A 23,207-nucleotide genomic window follows, 5' to 3' on the forward strand; every position below is an offset into this window, starting at 1 on the left:
CGACCCACGACCGGGACGAGCCTGGTGTGCGGCACCGTCAGGCTCGTCCGGCATTGTCGGGTGGCTTGTCCATGATCGCCCTCGGATGGCACCCCACATCCGAGGGCATGACGCATAAGGTGAGCACGAGCCGTACCCCCAGGTTTGGAGCCATATGGGCATGATCATGGCGGTGAGTTTCACCCGCTACGGCAGGTTGTACTACCTCGATCCCGGTGAGCACACTCCCAAGGTCGGAGACAAGGTGCTGGTTCCCACCGATGCGGGCCCCGAGGTGGCCGAGTGCGTCTGGGCGCCCCAGTGGACGAGCGAGGAGGTCGGCGGGCTGCCGGTGTGCGAGGGCATCGCGACCGAGGAGCACCTCACCCGTGACGAGGGCAACAAGCGACGCCGCGCCGAGGCCCGCAGCGTCTCCAAGCGTCTGATCAAGCGGCACGCGCTGCCCATGAAGGTCGTCGGCGTCGACTACACCGACGCCGAGAACGTCTACACGGTCTATTTCTCCGCCCCACAGCGGGTCGACTTCCGTGCCCTCGTCCGCGACCTGGCCCGTAACCTGCGCGCCCGGGTGGAGCTGCGCCAGATCGGCCCCCGCGACGAGGCCCGCCTCCAGGGCGGCATCGGCCCCTGCGGCCGCGACCTGTGCTGCGCCACCTTCCTCAAGGACTTCGAGCCGGTCTCCGTCCGGATGGCCAAGGACCAGGACCTGCCGGTGAACCCGCTGCGCATCGCGGGGGCGTGTGGACGGCTGATGTGCTGCCTGAAGTACGAGCACCCCCTCTACCTCGACGCGCACAGCAGGATGCCCCGCCTCGGGCTGAAGGTCGACACCCCCGAGGGGGCGGGAACCGTCGTGGGCCGCAACGTACCCTCCGACTCCGTCGTGGTCCGCCTTGAGGAGGGCGGCCGCCGCTGCGCGTGCCCGTCCGCGTCGGTGTGCTCCCCGCGCAAGCAGCACGACGCGGCGTACGGGGACGCGGTGAAGGCCGCCGACGGCGGCCCTGAGGGATGACCGGAGGTCGCGTGGGCGCCCGGGTTTCAGCGGCCGCCCGAGCCCGTGCGGTCGCCGATCGCTCGAGCCCGCGCGAGGGTTCGCGTTTCGATGACCGCTGAGCCCGTGTGGCGCTCGGGTTCGACGGCCGACTGAGCCCGCGCGGGCGTAGGATGCGAGCGGTCAGCCTCTCCGCGCGCGTCGGCTCCCCCCGCCGGACCCGCGTGCGATCCCGACCCACGGACTACGGAGCGGACAAGGCGTGAGATCCCATGTGGCCGCCGTACTGGCGGCGGTGGCCCTGCTGGCGAGCGCGTGCACCGGAACCGGCGCCAACGCCGGCAGCGGCGACGGGGGCAGCGGTACGGGCGGTGGCGAGGTAGGGGGGTCGTCGCTCGTCTGGAAAGACTGCGGGGACGGATTCGAGTGCGCGAAACTTCCCGTTCCCCTCGACCACGGCAAGCCGGACGGCGAGAAGATCGAGATCAGCGTGATCCGGCTTCCCGCCTCCGGTGACCGGGTCGGCTCGATCCTCATCAACCCCGGCGGCCCCGGCGCCTCCGGGGTCCAGTACGCCCGAAGTGCCCGCACGGCGGTGAGCAAGGCCGTACGAGACCGCTTCGACGTCGTGGGCTTCGACCCGCGCGGGGTCGGCGACTCCTCGCCCGTCCGGTGCCTGTCGTCGAGCGAGCTGGACACCTACGTCGGCCTCGACAGCTCGCCCGACTCGCCGGGCGAGGTCACCATGCTGGAGGAGGGCTCGCGGAGGTTCGCCTCCGGCTGCCAGGCCCGCTCGGGCAAACTCCTGCCGTACGTCGGCACGGCCAACGCCGCCAGGGACATGGACCTGCTCCGCGCCGCCGTCGGCGACGACCGCCTCACCTACCTCGGCAAGTCGTACGGCACCCAGCTGGGCGCCGCCTACGCGGACCTCTTCCCCGACCGCGTCCGCGCCCTCGTCCTGGACGGCGCCGTGGACCCCTCGCTCGGCCCGCTGGAGATGAACACCGCGCAGGCACGCGGTTTCGAGGTCGCCCTCGACGCGTTCCTCGAAGACTGCCTCGCGGCCACCGACTGCCCCTTCCGCGGCTCCGTCGCCTCCGCCCGCGAGGAGATCGCCGCCCTGCTCCGCCGCGCGGACACGACCCCCCTGAGCAACGGGACGGGCGACGGCCGTACGGTGACCGAGGCCTGGACCACCCTCGGCCTGATCACCCCGCTCTACGACCGGCAGGCCTGGCCGGTGCTCAGGCAGGCGCTCGATCGGGCGCTGAAGGGTGACGGCACCACCCTGCTCCGCATGGCCGACCTGTTGATCGACCGCGAGGCGAGCGGCGAGTACACCAACCAGACCGAGTCCAACCTCGCCGTCAACTGCGTCGACGCCCCCTACCCCGCCGACTCGGCCGCCTACGCCGCGGCGGCCCGCGAGGCGGCCAAGGAGGCCCCTCTCTTCGGCGCGTACGTGATGTGGAGCTCGCTGCCCTGCGCGTACTGGCCGGTCAAGGGAGGCCCACGGGAGAAGATCGACGCCCCCGGAGCCCCGCCCATCATGGTCGTCGGCACCCTACGCGACCCGGCCACCCCCTATCAGTGGTCCGAGGCCCTCGCCTCCCAGCTCTCCTCCGGCGTCCTCGTCGGTTTCGACGGCGACGGGCACACCGCGTACCTGACCGGTTCGGCATGTGTGGACCGCCTGGTGGACGACTACCTGATCGATCTGGCCGTCCCCAAGACCGGGACCCGCTGCCCCAAGATCGGGTGATTCCAAGGCGCGAGAAGGCCCCGGGAGCCTGTAGACTGCCGTAGGCCGTGGTGAACACGGCACGCCGCCTTAGCTCAGTCGGCCAGAGCACTTCACTCGTAATGAAGGGGTCTGGGGTTCGATTCCCCAAGGCGGCTCCAGGTCAGAGGCCCCCACCGGGTTCCGGTGGGGGCCTTTTGCTAACACCCTTGCTAACAGCGGTAAGTCTGTTGGCATTGATGGTGTCACCGTTTAGAGCAGATGATCATCTGTCACGGTAGGTGCGGCATTGCCTACGCGCTTTACGCCATGACGGGTCTTACTTAGGAGGTGGAGCCTCGCTAGGCGTACCTGTACGCGAGGCTCCAACCTCACTCATCTCATTCAGCAAGCGGGTGGTTCAGGACACACGCTGCTGCCAGGGCTACAAGCGAAGCCACAACGATGGTGAGGATCTCCCCAACCTGCTCCGGGGTGTATTCGGCCTGGAAGCCGAGAACCAGAACGAGGACGATGATCAGCAAGGGGCGGGGAGCTTTGAACCTGGGTGAGGGTTCGGGGCGTGGATCGGTCATCATAGGTAGTGCACCTGTTCTTTGAGGATGGGTGAGCCGTCGGTCCCTGTGTTGCTGTGAGAGGTGGCCAGGGGCCGACGGACTCTGAGGTGGATGATCAAGTAGGCGTGTCGGACTCCGTTTGATCGATTACGGCCTGCCCTAGGCGGCGTGCTATGGCAGTTCGCTGATCGGGACGAAGGCGCCGATACAGCGCCCAAGCCTTCTCTGCGGGGGTGGGTGGCTTTTGATCTATGGCTATCCAGGCGAGCAAGCGAGCCCGATTCTGCGGAGAGAGCACGCTCACCAGGTTCCATACATCTTCCGTGTCGAGAAGCTTGTCTCGTTCCCGGTCAAAAACCATGTGGCAGTTGGCACAGAGCGTGATCAAGTTCTCGGGAGAGTTGCTGCCGCCAGCAGTGAGGGGCTTCAGGTAGGCAAGCTCAAGTACGGCTGTAACGGGTGCTTCGATGAATCCTTCGACGACTGAGAGCCCGCAGTTGGTACAGCTGTAGCCGTCGCGTGCAAGGACTTCGTCTCGGATTCGTCGGGTTGGGATACGCCTCGTGTGGACGGCGGGATCTGGCTCCCAGACGGGTTCGCCTGCTTTCGCAAAGAGCATCTCTGAGCCGCCCAGCTCCGAGGAGGTTCTGGAAGTTTGGATTACCCATCCTGACCTGCGAAGGTCCCGTAGACGCCGACTGACGTGCCCATCTTCAGGGAATGCCTCTTGTAGCTGATCAGTCGTGAAGGTCTTTCCTTCGCCAACCTCATCTAGAAGCCAGAGGGCAACCCGAACTCTCGTACCCAGCTTCCTGCTGCGCCAGCTAGGGCGCCCGCGAGAAGCGATGGGGTGCATCTGTCTCTCCTGTGACGATCGTGTTGAAGGTTGCCGGTTGAGGCTGTCTTAGAACAGCGTACACCAACCCTTGCCGCGGCATGCCGCGGCAAGGGTTGGTGGTTGACGAAAATTAAGAGCCCTCTACTTAAGGACGAGGCTTATGGGGTGCACGTATGTATTAAGTTCCTTCGTTGAGCTGGAGGCTATGAGCGAAGACGTCAGCGGCGGCGGTTTCCGCAGAGCGGATCACATGGGCGTAGACACGGAGGGTGATCGCCGGATCGGCATGGCCGAGGCGGGCGGCGACCACATGGACCGGGACGCCGGCTAATAGGAGCGTGGTCGCATGGATGTGCCGGAGGTCGTGAAGACGGGCGTAGGGCAGAGGTTCGGCCGGAACCTGGCTCTTGTTCTCTGGCTCGTTGTACGCCTTGATGAGCTTGCCCGGTAGCGCCGTCACGGTGGTCGGGTAGATGGGGCCGCCCCAGGCAGTCGTGAAGACGTGGCCATTCTCCTCGCCCTTCCAAACGTCACCGACCCGGAGCTTCTCGGCTTCTTGCGCTTCCAAGTGCGCCCGAAGGACGTTCACCGTCCCCTCGTCGAGGGTGATCACGCGAGTTCGGCCACTTTTCGTGGTGCCTGAGATGTGCTCACCGTCGACAACGCCCGTTGAGCCCTTGATGATGATTTGTCTTCCGTCCAAGTCGATGTCAGTCCACCGCAGATTCAGCAGCTCACCCCGCCTTGCGCCCGTATAGGCGGCCAGGTGAAAGAAGGGGAACAGCCGATGCGAGCGGGCTAGCCCCAGGAATGTCCGGAGCTGGGCCGGAGTCCAGATCATGCCTGGTTCCCGCCATTCCCCACGAGGACGCTTGGCCTTGTCGACGGGTGAACTGCTGAGGTACTCGTGGACTTCGACGGCGTCACGGAAAGCACGCCGCAGAATCGCGTGAGTGTGGACGACGGTGGAGACCGCCAGCGGCTTCCCGCCACGTCCACCCCTGGCAAGCAGATCCCGGTAGAGCTTGGTGATTGTGGAGGGCCGGACCGCCTGAAGCTTCGTTTTCCCGATGTGGGGCTTGATGTAGAGGCGGATGGTGATCCGGTAGTCCTCAAGCGTCCCCGGCTTGATCTCCATGGCGTGATCCTCGATCCAGTCATCGAGGTACTCACTCACGGTGATCTCGTTCCGGTCGACGTACTCGCCGCGCCGAGCGTTCACACGTGCCTCGTCGCGAGCGGCCTTGGCGGCTTCCTCGGTGGCGAAGCCGCCCACCCACTTGGGCTTGCTCTCGCCCGTCTCCGGGTCCTTGACGCGGATCACGTAGGACCAGGTGTTTCCGCGCTTCATGACGCCGTCGCGGAGTTTGGGCGTGCTCTTCTTGTTCGGCTTGTCAGGGGTGCCGACGAGGGACTTGGTCATGCCGCACGCTCCGCCGAGGTCAGGTGAGTGATGTAGTCCTGCAGAGCCGAGACCGGGACCCGTCGGGAGCCGTCGATCCGGACTGAGTCGACCGCGCCGGAGGCGATCAGCTGGTAGAGCTTGCTTCGGGAGACCGCCAGGGCAGCCGCGGCTTCGGGAACGGTGAGAAGGAGCCGAGTCATGAGCCACCCCCGGAGAGAGCGGACAGGCGATTTCCGGTGAGGGCGCTTACCAAAAGCGTCACCGGCTGAGTGGCCCTGTCCGGCGTACTCCCAGTGCGAGACGACGAGCACGGTGTCCTCGTCGAAGAACGGAAGCCGTCCGGTGGTGATCGCTTCGGCGCGCATGTAGTCGGTGCGTTCCTGGCGGATGTCGCCGAGGGTGGTGGAGTAGCGGCGGCTCTTGGTGGAGAAGTGGCCCCGGAAGCCCAGCATGTTCGCCCATTTGATGAGCCGGAGTTCGGCCAGTTCGTCGAGGGCGCCCAGGCGCAGGCACTCGGCGATGAGCCGTCGGGCGTGGTCGCGGATCGGGAGCGCGTCCAGGTTGTCGAGGGGGTTGATGCGCCGGTCCAGGGTGCCGACGCATTCGGCGGCTTTGGTGGCGTACTTGGCGATGTAGGCGGCTACGGCCTGCTCGGTGAGATCACCGGTCATGGTGATTTCGCGGACGTCGAGTTGGGCGCCCCACTGGAAGGCCCGCGCGGGTTCACCAGGCACCGCAGGGACGGTGACCGCCACGGCCGAGGCGGCGTGCCGTACGGCGTCGGTCATCAGGTCGGCCGTCGCCCAGGCCGGTGGAGGAGTAGCCGGCCCCTCGGGGCCGTCGACGCGGATGACCGCGTGAAAGTGGACGACGCCGCGCCGCTGGTACTCGGCGACTTTGGCGAAGGAGATCACGGCCTGTTGGCGCAGCTCCCGCTGGGTCAGTCCGGCGAGCTTGGCGAGGCGTCGGCGAAGAGCTTCGGTGAAGCGCCGCCACAACTCCGGGGACATGGCGTTGAACAGCACGCTTCCCGCGTAGTCGTAGCAGTCCGGGCACAGCGGTTCACCGAGGCATTGTTCGTCGGCCCCGTGTCGGGCGGTGCAGGACATGACGCGCCCGTGCGGGCAGGTGGTCGCATCGCGTCGAGCGTGACAGGGCAGGATTTTGCCGTTCTTCTCTCGGCGGGTGTGGACGGTGCCGAAGGAGGGAGCGGTGAGGGTGACGAACAGGCAGGGGTGCGCGGTGACCGTCTCCGGGACGCCCTTGCCTCCGACGAGGCCCGCGCGGATGAGGTGGTAGGTGTCGGCCCGGTAGGTCTCGGCGCAGGCCGGGCAGCGCGAGGCGCGGCGGGTCTTGCAGGGGACGCGCAGGATGCCGTCCGGTTCGGTCGCGGTGCTGTAGCTGTGCAGCCGGTTGCCGGTGGCGGGGTCGAGGTGGTGGACGTGGCCGCGAAGGTGGATGGGCTGTCGGCAGCCGCCGGTCCGGCGGATCTGGGCGGCCCAGCGGGCGTATTGGGGGTCGTGGAGCCGGTCGATCATCCCGGCTACCGCGTGGCTGCTTGGCATGATGGGGGTGTCCCTTCCGGGCTTTTCGGGTTCGGTGCGGGATGGCCCCCGACGTGGCGGACGTCTTGGCGGATGTGTGGTCACGCCGGGGGCGCCGAGGACTCTCAGGTGAAGCCGAGGCCCTCGCAGTGCTCGCAGGTCTGGCCGTGGCCATCGACGCCGGTCCCGCCGCAGCAGCACAGCCAGCGCTTGGGGACGATGTCGACGAGCGGGGAGTCTGAGGTGTCGGTCACGTGATCCACCTGCTTTCGGGGCGCTTGGGCGCGGTATCGAGGAACACACGCCAGGTGTGGGGCCGCTGTAGCGGCAGAACCGGGGAGACCGAGCCGATGGGGAGGATCGTGCGGATCTTGTTGACGGAGTGGACGATTTCGGCGTAGGTGCCGTCGATGCGGATGCGCATGGGGTCTCTTTTCTGGTCAGGCGGTACGGGAGGAGGGGACGGGGTCGGGGGTGATGCACCCCTCATAGGAGGTGTTGGCCCGGTGGCGAGCCCGAGAGGCGGCGAAGATGCCCACGGCCGTGTACTCGACCGGCCCGAAGGTGCGACAGGCCCGGTAGTGGGCGTGCTCGGAGTCGCCGGGGTCTGCCTGGGTGTCGAGGAGTTCGGCGATGGTGTCGATCTCGGCGCGGATGTCGAGGTCGGTTCCTTCGGCGAAGTAGGTGAGCCCGGCGAACGAGGGGACCGGGACGGTGCGGTTGGCCTCCAGGAAGGTGGCCAGTTCGCGCAGTCCCTTGATGAGAGCGGCGCGGGCAGTGGTGTCGGGCATGGGGTTCCCCTTCGTGGTCAGGCGGGGGTGGGGCTGTCGCGCAGGTTGCGCAGCAGGTCGGGGGCGAGCTGACTGGACACCCCAAGTCGGGTGCGCAGGGCATCGCGGGTGATGGGTCTGCCGTGCCGGGCGTGGTGTTCGTCGGCGACGCGACGCGCGTAGTCGAGGAGCTCGCTCGTTGGCGCTGTGCCGTTCTGGCCGTTCCCGGTGCCGTTCTGAGTCGGTACGGCGGGAGCGGGCGACGGGGAGAGTGCGGCAGGTTCGGCCGGGGGTTGCGGTACGGCGTCCGGAACGGGAACGGGTGCCGGGGACGGTTCGGAACGAGGGGCGGAGGAGCGGCGCTCCAGCATGGAGACCGCGATCAGGAACGCTCCGGCCGGGGTCGCGGCGGTGATCCAGCCCCAGGGCGACGGGTGGGCTTGGGCGAGGTTCGCGGCCAGGGAGAGGGTGATCCCGCCGATGAGGACGAGGGTTGGCCAGGAGATCCAGCCTTGTCGCATGCGTTCGTTCTTCTTGTCGCGCTGTCGTTCGCGGGCGGCCATGACACAGGTGAGATCGACGCAGACCGCTATGGCCCAGGCCATCCATCCGGACTGGCCGTGTTCGGTGGCGGTGTCGCGGATGTGGGTGAAGCTGCCGGCCCCGGCGATCGCGGCGAGGATCAGCACCGGTGCGGAGTCGGCCAGCCGTACGGCCAGACGAGGCGCGGTCGCGGTCACGGTGGTTCTCCCTTCCGAATTGCGGAGGTCAGGCGATGAGTTCGGGGATGTCGTCGACGCTGGGCAGTTCGTGACCGAGGCCGGAGGCGGCGACCTGGTTCCACGACGGGGTGATGTCCGCGTAGGTGTCCGCGGCTTGCTCTGCGGCAGTGGTGGAGACGTAGCCGGACCGCGCCCGGTACCACCGGCCGTCAGAACCGGTGATCACAGCCACCCCAGGCAGTTCCGGCGCGATGGACCGGGCGGCAACCAGCGCGTCGGGGTCGAGGTCGCCGAGCGTCATCACGGCGGTCTCGGGATCGTTGACCCGGTGACAGACCCGTCCGCCGATCTGGGCACGCAGCGCGGTCACGCCGGGACCCAGATCGGAGCCGATCCGTTGGCCGGACAGGATCAGGTGGATGCCGAACGCGCGGCCGAGCTGGGCGATGCGCAGCAGCGCGGTAGCGGTCCGGGTGACCTGATCCTTCTCGGCCTTGTCGGCGGTCAGGTACAACTCGGCGAGTTCGTCGACCAGGACCACGACCGGGATCGGACGGGAGGCGTCAGGCAGTTGCCAGATGTCGCGGACCCCGTAGCGGCGACAGGCCAGCATCCTCGCGCCCATCACCGCGATCAGGTCACCGAGCAGGTCGAGGCACTCGGCGCGACTGGTGGCCAGCGCGGTCAGCCGAGCGGCGTAGGCCGACAGTTCCACGCCGCCTTTGAGGTCGAAGCCGACCAGGGCGACCGGTTGCGGAGCCAGGCCGACGATGAGCGCGTTGATCAGGTTGGACTTGCCCGACTGAGTGGCGCCCGCGTTCATCCAGTGCGGGATCAGGCGCAGGTCCATGCGCCAGGCCGCGCCGGTCTCCAGCACTCCGACGATGGGGCGGAGCAGGTCCTCGGCCCGCCAGCCGTCGCGCGGTTCGGTCGGAGGGGAGGCGGGGGCGACGTGGGTTAACGGGTCTTGGGTGATGCCTTGGAGGGTGACGCGGCCAGGCCGGGAGGCGACGACGCGAACGGCCTCGATGCGCCAGGCGTGCGCGAGCCGTTCACAGACCTTGGCGTAGTCGTCGGGCACCTGGCCGTCGAGAAGGTGGAAGGTGATGCGGAAGCCGTGCCGTACGGGGCGGGGCAGGCCCATCCACGGTTTGGTGTCGACGGCGACCCGCTGGAAGCGCCGCTTGACCTGTACGACGCCGGTCGAGGCGACCAGGCCGGGGACGGTGGTGAACCACCAGCGGTGCCGCTTCTTGGTCAGGCCGCAGCCGGAGGCGACGTGCCGCCAGGACCAGCGCAGCCAGATGGCTTTACGGGGGAAGACCAGGGCGTACCAGTAGGAGGCCGGAGCCCAGCGCCGCCAGGCCAGCAGCACGAGCACGACGGCGAGGACCTTGAACAGGGGGTGGTCGAGGGTGATCACAGGTCCGCCCCCATTCCAGCGGAGAGGGAGGTGCCGACGGGGCGGAAGGAGGCGGCCCGGTAGGCGATGCCCCAGCGTCCGCCCTGCTCCCACACGTAGCCGACCAGGTCGACCGGGACGACCTCCTCGCCGGGGGTGATCTGCGGCTCCGGGGTGGTGCTGACCTTGACCAGCTCCATGCGGCCAAGCTCGTCCTCGAACAGGAAGGTGAGTTCGTACATGACGTTGCCGTCCTTGTCGCGCTTGATCTCGCCGGTGTCCTTGCTGACGAGGCGGGGCTTGGCGGCCTTGACGCAGGTGATCTGAAGCTTGGTGACGTCGACGGGGATGGGGATGGCGCGCATGATCGTTCCTTTGCTAGCTGGGATGCCTGGAACACATGGAACACTTGGAATTCTAAGTTGTCAATGAGTTCTTCGGCGGCTTGGTTGGTTTCTTTACGGGGGTGTGCTGAACTGGAGTCGTGGTGCACCATGCGGTACACGTCACGGTGCACCGTGTGGTGCAAGACGGTGCAGCAGACGCGACGAGACGAGACGTAGATGGTGGAGAAGACCGGCCAGCCGGCCTACTTGCAGATCGTCGACGAGCTGCGCGGCCAGATCCGCACCGGCTCACTCGCCCCCGGTACGGCCCTGCCCTCTATCGCCCAGTTGGGTGAGCGCTTCGACGTCTCCGCCAGCGTGGTCAAAGCCGCGATCAGCGTGCTTCGCACCGAGGGGTTGGTGATCGGTCAGCAAGGCAAGGGCGTGTTCGTCCGCCAACCCCCCGCCGAGCCCTCCAGGCCCGAGGCGCCGGATGTGAACGCCGAGATCCTGGACCAGCTTGCCCAGACACGCCAGAGCGTCAAGGAGCTGGGTGATCGACTCGCCGCTCTGGAGGCGGCAGTCTTCGCAAAGCCGAAGTGATCTCACCGATCCGGCATGCCAACTCGTCCAGCTCTGAGCGAATCGCGGTCAATTCCCAGATGATCCGCTGCGGGTCGACGTTCACCGGTTCCTCCCTTGCTCTGCGGTGCGTTGCGCCTTTCGGCATGGCTTAAGTTCACCGTGAGCTGGGGGTTTCCGGTATCACACCGATCTAGTTAAGCTTCTTCAGTTCCACTCAACGCCATTTACACAAGCGTTTTCATATGCACGACCGCACACCGCGCCACCTCCCCGAAGCGTGAAGGCGAAAGTATGCAACTGAAGACGACCCAGCGACCCGGCTGGAACCCCTCCCGCCTGCGCGAACACCGCGAAGCTCACGGCCTTACGCTGGAGGCCGCAGGCGAGCGGCTCCGCCAGGCCGCAGGCCGCCACGGTCTGGACCGTGCCCGCCGCGAACTTCCAAACGCTCTGGGGACATGAGCAAGGAAGCGTGTTCCCCGGACCGCATTACCGGCGCGCTTACTGCCTGCTTTACCAGGCCACCGAACCCGAACTAGGGTTTCGTCCCCCTCTGCCCGGTGAATCACAGAAAGCGGAAATCGTGATTTCCGATTTGCCTACGCCCGCCGATCCCGCAGCCGACAACGCCGCCGCCCAGGTCATCGAGGAGACGTTCACCAAGGTCTCCGTTGGCGGCATCGAGTCCAGCGATTCCCCGCCGGGGCTGCTGCGTAGCCGAGTGGTCGACGCCTGGCGCAGACGACATGGCGGAGGCAACCCCCGCCCCATCCTCACCTTGGTCGGCGGATACGCCGGATCGGGCAAGACGGAGTTCTCCCGCTTCTTGTCCGACATCACCGGATGGGCGTTCCTGGACAAGGACTCCCTGACCCGCTCCATCGTGGAGCGGCTCCTCGTCTCCCTCGGCGGCGACCCCAACGACCGCCACACCGATCTGTACCTCAAGGAGGTCCGCCCCCTGGAGTACCGGTGCCTGATGGAAACCGCGTGGGACAACCTCAACGTCGGCACCTCGGCCATCCTGGCGGCCCCGTTCATCACCGAACTCAAAGACGAGGCATGGTTCGCCCGCCTGGAGAACCGGTGCGCGGCCAAGGGAATCGATGTCGCGGCGATCTGGGTCCGCTGCGACCCCGAGTCGATGCGCGAGTACATCGAGTTCCGCGGAGCCGCCCGCGATGCGTGGAAGCTGAGCAACTGGGAGGAGTACGCCGCGAGTCTGAATGTCGAGGCCAGCCCGCCCACCGCACACGTCACCATCGACAACCGACTCGGCGCCGCGATCAGCCTTGCCGACCAGACCCGCGAAGCCCTCAAACGGATCTTGACGTGAGCCCGCAGGGAGTCGTCATCTACGGGCCGCCCGCCAGCGGCAAGGACACCATTACCGCCGCCCTCACCCGCTTGGATGCGCGGTTCACGTTGCTGCCCAAGCTGAAGGTCGGCGCCGGCCGCGCCGACGGCTACGAGTTCGTCAGCGCCGAGCACCTGGACAAGCTCCGCGACGCGGGCAGACTGGTCGCCGAGACCCACCGCTACGGCAACGTCTACGCCATCGACCGCCAGAGCATCGAAGACCGCCACGCCGCCGGCTACGTCCCCGTCGTGCACATGGGCAACCTCGACGACCTGCGCCGCCTGATTGGCCGCCCCTCGAATTCCTGGCTCACTGTGCTGCTGTGGGTGCCGCGCGAGGTCACCGAACAGCGCTCCCGAAGCCGCGGTGACCTCGACACCGGCAAGCGCCTTGCCGCATGGGACGAGACACTCACCGACCTGGAGCAAAGCCCTCTCGGCGCCGAGTTCTTTCAGCTGCGTATTCACACCGACCGTCGCAGCGCCAACGCCGCAGCACACGAGATCATGGGTGCCTACGATCGACTACGGCAGGCCGGTTGTCCTCAGCCGCAGGAGTGCCGCCCTTGAGACGAGCCTCCACCTCCGCCGGGATCAGGTCGAGCCGCCACCAGGTGTCGCACTGTCGACAACGCGCGCCATCGGGCAAAGGGTTCGGCCGGGTCCACTCCACATCATCGTGGGGACAGTCCGTCTCGGTGGCGTAGCTTCGGGCGCATTGCTCAGCGGTGACCGACTCGTTCATTGTCACGATCAGCGGCGCGTCTCCCTGACCGCGCCCGCAGTACGGGCACACCGGCGGTGTCTCGTTCAGCTGGGCCTCGATACGGCGCTGTTCGTCGGCTAGGTGGAGGAGTTCCTCGGCGGTTTCGGCGACCAGATGTGCGGTGAGTCCGGCGAGCGTCTCCTGTTCGGTCAGTACGCGGTCGGGGTCGCGGTGCGCGGAGAAGACGCCCCAGCCACTTTTTTCGGTTCGCCACCCCTCGATCACCGGCCCACCGGCCACCGCGGGCAGCGGCCAGGCCAGAAACCGGTCAGCACTGCGTTTGGGCATCGCGCGTCCTCGTTTCCGTTCCGTTTTGAGCCGGGCCGGTGTGGTGAGGCGTGACGGCGCCACCCCTCCCAGAGCCAACGCCGTCACGCCCGTTCAAGGGAGCGCCCCGCCCCGATGCGCGCGCCTGGGCCACAGCAGCACGGGGGACTGGTTGAACAAGGTGGTGATGATGGAGGCATCGCAGCAAAACGAGCAGGACACCGAGAGCAAGAACGTCGGCGGCCTCCACCAACGGCCGCCGCTACCCAAGCGGTCCAGTCCGGTGACCTGCCCCCACACGAGGTCGACCCCGCGAGGGTCGCGCTCGTAGTCGTCACCCCGGACCGGAGTGATCCGAAACGGCTGGTCGTCATCGCGCTCGAAGGCCAGCCAATCCCCGAGGCGAAGATGCTGCGCAGGCCGCACCAACGCCCCGACAACCACCCCGGGCGAACGAGGCGGCCACACCAGCGATCCCGTACGTCGGTCAGGCGCCGTCATAACGGATGCCCCACCCTCGATGCCGACTCCGGCTCCGGCAGCGGGTGAGTCTGCCGCAACTCCGCATATCGCAGGGCAACGCGGTAGGCGGCCCGCTCCGGTTCGTCCAGCGGGTGACGAGCGTAGACGGGACGACGCTGGCGAGGATTCCAGCCGGTACGCCACCAGAACTGATCCCCACGACACCACACGATCAGATCCACCCAGACCGACACGAGCGCCAGCCCGTACCCGTCATGCACATCAGCCACGATCCCGTGATGGCTCAGAGCATCCCGGAGTTCCTCGGCAGCGGTCAGCGTCATGTCGCCCGGAGAGAGCGCGGTCACCTCCCGCCCTTCTGCTGTGCTGGTCATCGCGTCGTGTCTCATCACGTCCCCAAGGTCGAGAGCATCGGGTACTGACGGCCGAGTCGAAGCCCACGCACCTCAGGGACCTCATCGACGGCTACGCGACAGCATAGGCAGGCATCATCACCCCTGCCTACCCCTCCACGCTTTTTCCTACCCATCACGACCGGTACGCACCGTAACGTCTCTTGACCTGGGGCTACCGGTCGCTTCCTATCGTTTTTCGTGTGATCCACTTCCGGCCTGATCAGCCCAAGTCAGAGCAGGTCCTCAACGAGATCCGCCGCCGCATCCAGGCCGGCGACTACAAGCCCGGCTATCCCATCCCGGGCGAACCCCGCATGGCGGAAGAGTTCGGGATCGCTCGACGCACCGCCCGCAAGGTGATCAACGCCCTCATCGCCGAGGGTCTGGTCTACACCGTCAGGAACATCGGAACCTTCGTCGCCGACCCCAAGACCGGCAAGGCACCCGAGCACATCGAACCCGAAGACGACCAGGACCACCCCGAGGCCGAGCCATCACCAGCCGAATGAGAACTTTCCATACGTCTTTAAAGGCGATCCGCCTACGGCGTCTCGCCGCGCGTCGGGCGGTCGCTGGCCGCGCTGCGGCTCTTCGGCCGGTCGCGGCCAGCGCCACCCACGCGCGAGGGACACCACGCAACCGACTCCAAACGGAAGATCACTGGCAGGCCCGAAGGAGATCCCTCTACTCCAGGCCCGCCGAGCCTCGACCCAGCGGAAGGGGCGAGACATCCATAACCTACCGGCGTATCCGCAACGGTCAAGAGCCCTCTGGACTCGCGGCCACTGACTCGGTAAATCGTCCTGTGCGCGATGTGGGCGAACTCGGCCGTCGGCACCAAGACGACCTGCCAGTTGGTATGCGACATCGAGTATTCGCGTAGTTAGCGACCACACTTCCGCCCGCCAGTGAGCCCTTCGATGAGCCTCACTGTCTTGTGTAGCCCGTCAGTGTGCTCCGCACTTTGAGCCGTTACGCTCTACGCGTGGATCCGCTCACCAGCACTGAGACCCGGCGCCAAGCTGCTCTCGGCAAACTAGACCCGAGTACTCAAGCGGTGCTAGGGCAGTTCTTCACTCCCGTGAAGGCCGCCACGCTGATGGCCTCAATGCTTCGAGTCGACGACCTCAGCGGCACAGTCCGGGTGCTCGATCCAGGCGCTGGCGCCGGGTCTCTGACCGCCGCACTCGTTGCTCGACTGCATGCCGAGCGCCCCGACGTTGCAGTCCACGTCGTGGCCGTGGAAACCGACCCCTTCATCACGCCCTACCTGCGCGCCACTCTGGAGGAATGCCAGACCGCCTATGGCATCTCCTACGACCTGGTCGAGGGTGACTACTTGCTTGACGAGGGCGCCAAGTTGGATGGTCCCTTCGACCTCGTGATCGCCAATCCGCCGTATGGAAAACTTTCCGCAGATTCGCCCGCACGGCTTGCAACGGCAGCGCGCGCCGTCGATACCCCCAACGTCTACGTGGCCTTTTGGGCACGGGCAGTCGCTTCACTCAAGGAGGGCGGGCAGGGATTGTTTATCGTTCCCCGCTCATGGGCAAACGGGACTTATTATCGTCCATTCCGTCACTGGCTACTATCGACCGCAAGTCTCGACATGCTCCATGAATTCGAAAGCCGTACCAAGATATTCGCGGACACGAGGGTAAAGCAGGAAAACGTCATTGTCGTTTTCAGTTTGAGGCCTCAAGATTCCAACGTGATCCTCTCAAAATCGGTTGCGCACGACGAGGATCCCATCGCACGTTCCGTGCCGTTCTCCGCGATTGTTCAAGGTAAAGACGACGACAAAGTCGTACACTTTGTCGAAGGAGCATCAGTGCCCTCGGCTGCGGGATTCACTTTGTCCGACCTCGGCATCGACGTCAGCACGGGAAAGGTGGTCGATTTTCGCAATCGCCAATACCTGACCGATAACCTCGATGCCCTCGGTGTCACCCCAATGATTTATCAGTCAAACATTCGATCTGGCGGGATCGAATGGCCGCAAGTAAACGCGAGAAAGCCGCAGGGATTCGTAGCCCTCGACGATGCTGCAATCCGTCAACTCCTCCCTCAAGGCCCGTATGTTGTCGTAAAACGGCAAACTGCGAAGGAGGATCCTCGACGTATCATTGCTGCGCTCTGGGATGGACCCAGTAGAGTCGCTTTTGACAACAAGACGAACTATCTACATGAATCGAATAATCCGCTTGAGATAAACCTTGCCCGCGGTCTTATGCTCTGGCTTAACTCGACCGTATTGGATCGATACTTCCGAGCATTCTCGGGCCATACCCAGGTCAACGCGGGAGATCTACGGCGCCTCCCGTTCCCCTCTCGTGAGGACCTAGTTCTTCTCGCCAAGACCGCACCTGATGGCCTGCCCAACCAGGAGGCGTTGGATGCCGTGGTAGCCAAACTCTTCTCGGAGATGCCAGACTCCACCGCGTGACCGACGGCAACAACATCGACGAGACGGTAGCGACCATCGACACCGCACGGGCGCTGCTGAAGAGCTTCGGGTTCGACGCACAACGACACAATGTCCGCAGTGCGGTGACGCTGCTCGCGCTTGCTGGCCTGAAGCCGGGAAACCGCTGGGCCGACTCGACCACCCCGCGTCTCGGTGTGCAGAAGATCATGGACTGGTCTGGCGCGCACTGGGCCAAGCCCTACGCCACCGGTAGTCGGGAAGATTTCCGCAAGAAGACCCTGCGTCAGTGGGTTGATAACGGATTCGCGATCCTTAACCCGGACAACCTAAATATCGCCACAAACTCGCAACTCAACGAGTACTGCCTGTCCGACGAGGCGGTTCAAGCAGTCAGGTCATATGGCACGGACACGTTCGAGAACGCTCTTGTGAGCTTTCTCAATGAAGCGTCGGAGGCAGTTAAAGCGCGGGCGGAAGCCCTCCACGCCGCGATGATCTCTGTTGATCTGCCTGACGGGGAAGCGTTCCTACTCTCTCCTGCTGGGCAGAATCCGTTGCTGAAGAAAATGGTCGAGGAGTTTGTGCCGCGCTTTGCGCCCGACGCAAAGGTACTCTACCTCGGAGATACCCGGGGGAAGCACGCTCTCTTCGAGGAAAGGATTTTCGAGGAGAGGTTTGGGCTGACTTTTGATCCCCATGGGCGAATGCCGGACCTCGTCCTATATGACGAAGTTCGTGAGTGGCTCTTCCTTATGGAAGCTGTAAAAAGCAAGGGTCCGTTCGATGATGAGCGCCACCGTACCCTACGAGAGATATTCGCAAATCCTGTAGCGGGACTCATTTTTGTAAATTGCTTCGAGAATCGTGAGGCGATGCGTCAGTGGCTCCCCGAGCTCGCTTGGGAGACTGAATCTTGGGTGGCGGACGACCCTGATCATATGATTCACCTAAATGGCTCACGCTTCCTCGGCCCTTACGAAGGTTAGCGCGACAGCTAGACTTTTGTGGATATCGGAGCGGCAGCGCATGACTGGCTGGTGCGGGCGCGATGTTGGTGTCGCCGGATGCAATCGACGAGGCGCTAGCACTGATCTGGACGGATATGGATCTTGTTCATGTGATTCGTAATGAAATGCTGCCGCACCGCTTCCGGTGCTCGGGCCTAGCGGCCCTGCGCTCCGGGTCGGCTTGCCACCGGATGACGCGGTGACCGTGGGCAGTGGGCGACGCGGGACATGCACGGGATGATCAAGCCATCCGCATGAGCCCGTGCCCGTGTTTCAGCAGGTAAACCTATCCATATGGCCGAGTCAACCCGCGTTCTCCTAATGCGGGTGTCTCGGGATCAAGTATTCCCTCATAAGGTGGGTTGCCGTGCAGCAACTCGTGCTCTTCGACTTGGACAACACGCTCATCAACCTGGACGATGCATTCCAGGTATGGGCCGAGGAATTCGCTGAGGAACACGAATTGGAGAGCGAGGCGGCTGACTGGTTGCTCTCTCTCGATCGCGCCGGCTACCCGCACCGTGAGATCTTCTTCACCGAGGTTCGTGACCGCTTCGCCCTGCCCGTGTCGGTCGATGAGCTGTGGAGCCGTTACCGCCAGCGCATGCCCTACCTCGTTCGCTGTCGACCCGAGGTGATGAACGGGCTGTCTCGACTCCGCGCGTCCGGCTGGAAGGTAGCGATCGTCACCAACGGCACCGCGGACAACCAGCTCGGCAAGATCCAGCGGACGGGACTGGCCGAGGCCGTCGACGCCTACGCGCTCTCAGGAGTCGACGGCATGCGTAAGCCCGACATTGATCTGTTCGAGGTCGCGGCCAAGCGCTGTGGCGTGGCTCTGGCCGATGGGGGGTGGATGGTCGGTGACCACCTCGTTGCCGACATCGGCGGAGGACGCGCAGCCGGTTTGCGTACGATCTGGGTCGACCGAGGCACGTGGCCCGACCACGATCACAACGCTGATCATGTCGTCACTGACGTGCTCCAAGCCCTGGAGATCCTGCACGCCGAGCGGTGATCGAGCGGCTGTGCGTAGGCCCGAGGAGACATGCTGTGGCCAGCCTTGGATGATGGCTGAGTGAATCACATTGTTCTTCAACGGTGTCCAGGCTGCAGGAGAAGCTCATAACTCTGGGGTTCGTTCACCACGAACTGCCCGAAGCTCAGATGAGTGGCTGGGCCTGCTTCCACCGCTCAACGAATTCCCTGCCAGCCTCGGTCACTTCCCAGAACTGTGTGATTGGGACTTCGAGGGAGAAAACGCCCTGAGTGCGCGTGTAGAAGTCTCCTTTAGGGTCGGATTTCTTGATGAATCCATCCTTCTTTAAATACAACAGTAGGAAGCCAATGTAAGGGGGCAGGCCAATGATGGTCTTTTCGGGGTTCTCGGCCACGTAGTCCAAAATGCGTCTCTCCAAGTCGCCATAACGACCGTTTACAACGGCCAGGTTGGCCTTGTACTGGCGAAGCGCCTTCCGATCGATCTTGCCGGGGCCGCTACCTTTACGTCCGTGACAATTGCGACACAGGACGATCATATTGTGAAACTCGTGCCTTCCAACTTTCGCCCAATCATTGATGTGCTCGAACTCCAATGGCTCCGCCGCCCGACACGCAGGGATGGCGCAGCGGTGGCCAGCCTCGATGAGGAGATCATTCTTGAGCTGAGCAGGGATGGCGGGGCGTCCGTTGGGCATGCAGTAATTCTATGGCTAGCAACCGACACCCTCTGAAATGCCGGTTTTCGCATTAGTTGGGTAGTTGGCGACGCGCCTCTTCCTTCCCAGCCGACACAAGGCCAACTCAGGCGAGGTGTCTATCCTGCGGGGGAAGCTCAGCGGCAATCGGCCAGGCGACTGGCCACGCGAATGGTGATCTTGCTAACGCGGATGCTAACAACGGGTCTGGACGGACCTGGACGACCGTGGACTGAGGGACCTCATGAAGCCCGCCCGAGCAGGCCCGGAAGACGGCTGTGGACGGCCCTGGACGGTCGTGATCTAACTCGTAATGAAGGGGTCTGGGGTTCGATTCCCCAAGGCGGCTCCCGAGTCAGAGGCCCTTCCGGTTCGTCCGGGAGGGCCTCTGTCGTGTCGCGTCCCGATCGTGCGCATGGGAAATATCGGCAACCTGCGCCGCCTCATGGCGCTCATTGATCGTTTGGGTCGAGAAACTCTAGGATGCCGTTCCATGCCCCCCGCGATCTTAGGCGGCCTCGCCGCCGCTCTTCTGCTGGCTTCCACCGCTCCCGCCATGGTCGCAGCCCCCGTCAAGCCTCTGGCTTCGGCCCAGCTGCGCGCCGCCCTCATCACTCCTGAGGACCTGGGCGATGATTACACCCCCAACTCGAAGCGCAACCGCGAGGCGCTGGACTCTGAAACGGCCCGCACAAAAAAGTGCGTGAAGGTTATCAAGGCGCTGAAACCCCTCCTTGGAAGTAAGGCGGCGGTCTTCATCGACGAGGAGGGCAAGCCGTCGGGCGTCAAGCAGTTCGCCATAAGCGGCACTCCCGCCCAGATGGCTCGTTGGCAGACGGTGGGCAAGGTCATGGTTCGTGACTGCACCAGGGGCAACACGAGTGCCGACGGTGTCAGGGAGAGGATCACCAAGCTCTCCATCGGCAAACTCGGGGACTGGGTGTATGGGATCAGGTACAGCGAGACGGTCCCGGAGGCGAAAATCAGTCCGGTCCACGCGATGGACGTTGTGCTCATCAGAGTCAAGAACACCGTCACGCTGCTGGTGAGCGACGGTTTTTTTGCGACGTTCGATCCCGGCCTCAGCAAGCGGGCCGCGAGGGTGGCGGTACCAAAACTGCGGGACGCCCAGTAAACGGTCTCGAAGTCAACGTTGAATCGACTTACGCAAACCTTCCAGGTGAAAGCCCGAGGCTAGGTTGAGGTCGTCGTGGGGAGAAGGAGGGTGGGGGAGGCTTCGGTGAATCGCAGGGGGACGGGGCCGTAGCGTTCGGGGAGTTCGGCGGTTGCCTTTCGGAGGTCGGTGGTGCCTATCTCTACGGCGGCGCCGTCGAAGCGGGCGGCCACCGTGGTGATGGGGACCCCCTTGCGGGTCCAGTAGTCGATGTCGTCGGTGATGCGCTGAGCCAGGGCCTCCAGGCGGCGAGCGGAGTGGGCAGCGTCACGAAGTTCGACGGGGGCGGCGGGGAACCTGCTACGCAGAGCGCTGTCCAGGGTGGAGGACGGGACGCGGTAGACGATCAGCTTGGAGCCGTCGACGGTTATCCCGGCATACTGGTCGGGGTAGGTCCGGCGTAGGTACTCGCTGACGCGGTCGGCCAGGAAGGGCGCCTCGGCCTGGCCCGTGGGTGTGGAACTCGCGGCGGTGAGGTGGGGAACGGAGGGCGTGGGGCCTTCGGGGGGCGCGGCCGTGTCGCCGCCGGGAGTCGCGCATGCCGCCGTGGTGGTGGCCAGGCAGAGGGTCGCGCCCAGGACGGTGGCCGTGGTGCGGATGTGATTCCTCGCATTCATGAGGACGCCTCCGATCATATTGTCCGACAAACAGTTAGAACGAAAAGCGGACGGGATGCGTTCGAACCGGGACTGAAAAGATGACCCGCCGTTTCCGGGGAACGATCGGCTCATGGCGCGAAAAAGGGGTCGGCGCTGAGCGCCGATCCCTTTCGGTCATCGCATGTCCCACCCAAGCTCGCCGATCATCCGGTGACGATGGTCATTCCAGGGAAGGCCGCGATCACGTTGCTCCACGGGGAGTGGTACATGCGCCAGGCGCGGGTACGGCCGGCTTTCACATGACCGGTGCACGGTACGGAGGTGCCGTTGTCGTGGGCGGAGGCCACACCGGCGGCGTACACCTGGGTGTTGCCGCCGGGGTTCACGACCTCGACCGGGCCGCCGCTGTCGCCCTCGCTGATCGCGTTGGTGAACGTCCGCTGCTCGGCCCGGACCATGCCGAAGAAAAATCCTCCAGGGACGCTCGGAATATTGAGAGTCACACCCACCGTGATGACCCGGATGTTGCAGTTGGTCTCGGAATAGGCGCTGGAGGGGCAGACGAGAAGGCCGACGTGGAAATTCTGAGTGCCGGTCACCGGGTTGCTGTCTTCCGTGAATATGTTGCCGGCCGGATTGAGGTCCTCCCTGCGGGAGTCGATGAAACGAAAGCGTTGGGGGGAACGACAAAGGGGACCGGAGCCTTGGCCCCGGTCCCGATCACTCGACTCAGAAAGGTGTCAGGTCGGTCATCCAGGGATGATGGCGATGCCGGGGAACGCCGTGGTCGCGTTGCTCCACGGGGAGTAGTAGATGCGCCAGGTGCAGACGCGGCCGGTGGGCCGGTAGCCGGTGCAGGGGACCTGGGTGCCGTAGTCGGTGGCGGCGATGGTGCCGGCGGCGTAAACCTGGTCGGTGTTGGCCGGGTTGGTGACCTCGACCGGGCCGCCGCTGTCACCGCCGCCGGCCGCGTTGGTGAACGCCTGCTGCTCGGCGCGGACGGTGCCCTGGATCAGCCAGCCCACGTTGATCGTGACGTTGACCGCAATGATCTTGATGGTGCAGTTGGTACCGGAGAAGCCGCCGGAGGTGCAGACGAACTGGCCGACGATCGAACCGGTGGTGCCGATCACGCTGCTGCTGAACTCCGTGGCGACGCTGCCGACGGGGTTGTTGAAGACTCGGCCCCCGGCGTTGGTGCCGATGAGGAGCACGTCACGGGAGGAGTTGCTGTGCGTGACGGTGCCGATGACCTGGCCGGTGGGGTCCACAGCGGTCTGGCCGACCGACGCGCAGTGCGCCGAGGTCAGCATCTTGGGGACGCCCTGGTAGGTCACCGCGAAACCGGTCGTGCAGGCGGGTGACGGAGTGCCCCACACCGAACCGCCCCACCACGGAGGGCTGTCGTTCCAGCGGCTGGCCACCTTGGGTTGCACACCGTGCTCAAGGGTGACCGGCACCGCCGCGCCGGAGATCGCCGTGCGGGTCGCGCCGACCGAGGCAGTGGTGGCCTTCAGGCCCGAGCCGTCCTGAAGGGGCTCGATGGAGGTGATCAGATCGCGGTTTGCCCGGATGAGGCGATTCGCCTCGCCCTCCAGCTCACGCGCCGAGTACCGCGCCGGCAGGACGCTGATCGCCACGTCGCGCCGCAACCGGTCCACGAGGTCGTTGATCGCCTTGGCAGGCTTGCCCTTCCAGTACACGCGCAGCTCGCGGTCCTCCGGCGCCGCGATGACGCCCGCGTAGCCGTCGCCGTCGTCCGCCAGCGCGGCGGTGATCCGGTCGGCGGCCTTGACCATCTTCTGCTGATCGAGCAGCAGGTCCTTCCACGAGGCGTAGCCACCCGGCACCGGTCCGGTGTGCTCCACGGATCCCGTGGTCCGGGGCTTGGCCGGGTCCGGTGCGCCGGCGGCCTGGGCGGTGCCCGTCCCGGCGGCGGCGATCATGACGACGACCGCCGTGGCCAGGTGACGGAATCGAGTTGACCTGCGGGTTCTCAGGGGGGTGCGCACTTTGGATCCTCCTAGGCGACGACCTCGGCACTTCCGGCAAGCGACGGCCGATCAGTACTTCGTCCACGTCGGCTGGGGTCTGGCCGGCCGCGTGCGGGCGACGATCAGGGACCGGCGCCTGCGCGCCGGTCCCTGA

The 23,207-nt window shown here is 65.4% G+C and carries 26 protein-coding genes and 1 tRNA gene; 11 read left to right on the forward strand and 16 right to left on the reverse strand.

From position 1 onward, the window contains the following. Positions 1-154: 154 nt before the first annotated feature. The 3 genes from ACFY3D_RS10840 to ACFY3D_RS10850 all read left to right on the forward strand — a co-directional run bounded on the left by ACFY3D_RS10840 (position 155) and on the right by ACFY3D_RS10850 (position 2,896). A complete protein-coding gene (locus ACFY3D_RS10840) occupies positions 155-1,012 on the forward strand; it encodes a stage 0 sporulation family protein (protein WP_389977627.1) in 858 nt (285 codons plus the stop codon). A 241-nt stretch (positions 1,013-1,253) separates the two neighbouring features. Continuing rightward, a complete protein-coding gene (locus ACFY3D_RS10845; protein WP_389977630.1) occupies positions 1,254-2,756 on the forward strand; it encodes an alpha/beta hydrolase in 1,503 nt (500 codons plus the stop codon). A gap of 63 nt (positions 2,757-2,819) precedes the next feature. Further along, positions 2,820-2,896: transfer RNA gene (locus tag ACFY3D_RS10850), tRNA-Thr, on the forward strand. Between the two features lie 219 nt (positions 2,897-3,115). Here ACFY3D_RS10850 and ACFY3D_RS10855 read toward each other — a convergent pair. From ACFY3D_RS10855 to ACFY3D_RS10900, 10 genes are all read right to left on the reverse strand, one after another. Continuing rightward, entirely contained in the window at positions 3,116-3,313 is a 198-nt protein-coding gene (locus ACFY3D_RS10855; protein WP_389977633.1) for a hypothetical protein, read from the reverse strand. Positions 3,314-3,407: 94 nt separating this feature from the next. Next, on the reverse strand, positions 3,408-4,148 hold the full coding sequence (locus ACFY3D_RS10860; RefSeq protein WP_389977636.1) for an HNH endonuclease: 741 nt from the start codon (positions 4,146-4,148) through the stop codon (positions 3,408-3,410). A gap of 160 nt (positions 4,149-4,308) precedes the next feature. Continuing rightward, the gene (locus ACFY3D_RS10865; protein WP_389977639.1) at positions 4,309-5,553 is read right to left on the reverse strand and encodes a tyrosine-type recombinase/integrase; all 1,245 of its coding nucleotides are present in this window, start codon (positions 5,551-5,553) and stop codon (positions 4,309-4,311) included. Continuing rightward, a complete protein-coding gene (locus tag ACFY3D_RS10870) occupies positions 5,550-7,100 on the reverse strand; it encodes a replication initiator (protein ID WP_389977643.1) in 1,551 nt (516 codons plus the stop codon). Before ACFY3D_RS10870 ends, ACFY3D_RS10865 begins: the two co-directional genes overlap by 4 nt. A 104-nt stretch (positions 7,101-7,204) precedes the next feature. Beyond that, positions 7,205-7,333, reverse strand: a complete 129-nt coding sequence (locus ACFY3D_RS10875) for a hypothetical protein (protein ID WP_389977646.1) — start codon at positions 7,331-7,333, stop codon at positions 7,205-7,207. Next, positions 7,330-7,503, reverse strand: a complete 174-nt coding sequence (locus ACFY3D_RS10880) for a hypothetical protein (protein ID WP_389778905.1) — start codon at positions 7,501-7,503, stop codon at positions 7,330-7,332. Before ACFY3D_RS10880 ends, ACFY3D_RS10875 begins: the two co-directional genes overlap by 4 nt. A 16-nt stretch (positions 7,504-7,519) precedes the next feature. Continuing rightward, positions 7,520-7,870, reverse strand: a complete 351-nt coding sequence (locus ACFY3D_RS10885) for a hypothetical protein (protein WP_389977649.1) — start codon at positions 7,868-7,870, stop codon at positions 7,520-7,522. Positions 7,871-7,887: 17 nt separating this feature from the next. After that, the gene (locus ACFY3D_RS10890; protein WP_389977652.1) at positions 7,888-8,589 is read right to left on the reverse strand and encodes a DUF2637 domain-containing protein; all 702 of its coding nucleotides are present in this window, start codon (positions 8,587-8,589) and stop codon (positions 7,888-7,890) included. A 28-nt stretch (positions 8,590-8,617) separates the two neighbouring features. Further along, positions 8,618-9,994 carry an FtsK/SpoIIIE domain-containing protein gene (locus ACFY3D_RS10895; RefSeq protein ID WP_389977655.1) on the reverse strand — a complete coding sequence of 459 codons (1,377 nt, stop codon included), beginning with the start codon at positions 9,992-9,994 and terminating at the stop codon, positions 8,618-8,620. Continuing rightward, positions 9,991-10,338 carry a hypothetical protein gene (locus ACFY3D_RS10900; protein ID WP_389977658.1) on the reverse strand — a complete coding sequence of 116 codons (348 nt, stop codon included), beginning with the start codon at positions 10,336-10,338 and terminating at the stop codon, positions 9,991-9,993. Before ACFY3D_RS10900 ends, ACFY3D_RS10895 begins: the two co-directional genes overlap by 4 nt. A 198-nt stretch (positions 10,339-10,536) precedes the next feature. Between ACFY3D_RS10900 and ACFY3D_RS10905 the strand changes: the two genes are divergently transcribed. The 3 genes from ACFY3D_RS10905 to ACFY3D_RS10915 all read left to right on the forward strand — a co-directional run bounded on the left by ACFY3D_RS10905 (position 10,537) and on the right by ACFY3D_RS10915 (position 12,813). After that, a complete protein-coding gene (locus ACFY3D_RS10905) occupies positions 10,537-10,902 on the forward strand; it encodes a GntR family transcriptional regulator (RefSeq protein ID WP_386198932.1) in 366 nt (121 codons plus the stop codon). Between the two features lie 406 nt (positions 10,903-11,308). Continuing rightward, the gene (locus ACFY3D_RS10910) at positions 11,309-12,220 is read left to right on the forward strand and encodes an AAA family ATPase (protein ID WP_389977663.1); all 912 of its coding nucleotides are present in this window, start codon (positions 11,309-11,311) and stop codon (positions 12,218-12,220) included. Next, positions 12,217-12,813 (forward strand): guanylate kinase, encoded by a 597-nt coding sequence (locus tag ACFY3D_RS10915; protein ID WP_389977666.1) that lies wholly within the window; start codon positions 12,217-12,219, stop codon positions 12,811-12,813. Before ACFY3D_RS10910 ends, ACFY3D_RS10915 begins: the two co-directional genes overlap by 4 nt. Here ACFY3D_RS10915 and ACFY3D_RS10920 read toward each other — a convergent pair. Together ACFY3D_RS10920 and ACFY3D_RS10925 are read right to left on the reverse strand one after the other, a co-directional pair. After that, positions 12,749-13,297 (reverse strand): hypothetical protein, encoded by a 549-nt coding sequence (locus tag ACFY3D_RS10920; protein ID WP_389977669.1) that lies wholly within the window; start codon positions 13,295-13,297, stop codon positions 12,749-12,751. The two genes, ACFY3D_RS10915 and ACFY3D_RS10920, sit on opposite strands and share 65 nt — an antisense overlap. A gap of 476 nt (positions 13,298-13,773) precedes the next feature. After that, complete coding sequence (locus ACFY3D_RS10925; RefSeq protein WP_389977672.1) at positions 13,774-14,133, reverse strand: hypothetical protein; 360 nt, start codon at positions 14,131-14,133, stop codon at positions 13,774-13,776. Between the two features lie 182 nt (positions 14,134-14,315). Between ACFY3D_RS10925 and ACFY3D_RS10930 the strand changes: the two genes are divergently transcribed. The 4 genes from ACFY3D_RS10930 (at position 14,316) to ACFY3D_RS10945 (ending at position 18,607) form a co-directional block, all read left to right on the forward strand. After that, the gene (locus ACFY3D_RS10930) at positions 14,316-14,663 is read left to right on the forward strand and encodes a winged helix-turn-helix domain-containing protein (RefSeq protein WP_389977675.1); all 348 of its coding nucleotides are present in this window, start codon (positions 14,316-14,318) and stop codon (positions 14,661-14,663) included. A gap of 476 nt (positions 14,664-15,139) precedes the next feature. Then, positions 15,140-16,600, forward strand: a complete 1,461-nt coding sequence (locus ACFY3D_RS10935) for an Eco57I restriction-modification methylase domain-containing protein (protein WP_389977678.1) — start codon at positions 15,140-15,142, stop codon at positions 16,598-16,600. Then, the gene (locus ACFY3D_RS10940) at positions 16,597-17,568 is read left to right on the forward strand and encodes a BsuBI/PstI family type II restriction endonuclease (RefSeq protein ID WP_389977681.1); all 972 of its coding nucleotides are present in this window, start codon (positions 16,597-16,599) and stop codon (positions 17,566-17,568) included. Before ACFY3D_RS10935 ends, ACFY3D_RS10940 begins: the two co-directional genes overlap by 4 nt. Before the next feature lie 388 nt (positions 17,569-17,956). After that, positions 17,957-18,607: an HAD family hydrolase gene (locus ACFY3D_RS10945; RefSeq protein WP_389977684.1), complete on the forward strand. Its 651-nt coding sequence runs from the start codon at positions 17,957-17,959 to the stop codon at positions 18,605-18,607. Positions 18,608-18,752: 145 nt separating this feature from the next. On the opposite strand, the gene ACFY3D_RS10950 is transcribed toward ACFY3D_RS10945, so the two are convergent. Beyond that, entirely contained in the window at positions 18,753-19,286 is a 534-nt protein-coding gene (locus ACFY3D_RS10950) for an HNH endonuclease (RefSeq protein WP_389977687.1), read from the reverse strand. Between the two features lie 493 nt (positions 19,287-19,779). Between ACFY3D_RS10950 and ACFY3D_RS10955 the strand changes: the two genes are divergently transcribed. Further along, complete coding sequence (locus ACFY3D_RS10955) at positions 19,780-20,421, forward strand: hypothetical protein (protein ID WP_389977690.1); 642 nt, start codon at positions 19,780-19,782, stop codon at positions 20,419-20,421. Between the two features lie 59 nt (positions 20,422-20,480). On the opposite strand, the gene ACFY3D_RS10960 is transcribed toward ACFY3D_RS10955, so the two are convergent. The 3 genes from ACFY3D_RS10960 to ACFY3D_RS10970 form a co-directional block, all read right to left on the reverse strand. Continuing rightward, positions 20,481-21,077 carry a hypothetical protein gene (locus tag ACFY3D_RS10960; protein ID WP_389977693.1) on the reverse strand — a complete coding sequence of 199 codons (597 nt, stop codon included), beginning with the start codon at positions 21,075-21,077 and terminating at the stop codon, positions 20,481-20,483. Positions 21,078-21,262: 185 nt separating this feature from the next. Then, the gene (locus ACFY3D_RS10965) at positions 21,263-21,517 is read right to left on the reverse strand and encodes a hypothetical protein (RefSeq protein WP_389977697.1); all 255 of its coding nucleotides are present in this window, start codon (positions 21,515-21,517) and stop codon (positions 21,263-21,265) included. Between the two features lie 291 nt (positions 21,518-21,808). Further along, positions 21,809-23,071 carry a hypothetical protein gene (locus ACFY3D_RS10970; RefSeq protein WP_389977700.1) on the reverse strand — a complete coding sequence of 421 codons (1,263 nt, stop codon included), beginning with the start codon at positions 23,069-23,071 and terminating at the stop codon, positions 21,809-21,811. Positions 23,072-23,207 lie beyond the last annotated feature (136 nt).

It is taken from the genome of Streptosporangium sp. NPDC000509 (assembly GCF_042898365.1).
In the GTDB taxonomy this organism is placed as follows: Bacteria; Actinomycetota; Actinomycetes; order Streptosporangiales; family Streptosporangiaceae; genus Streptosporangium.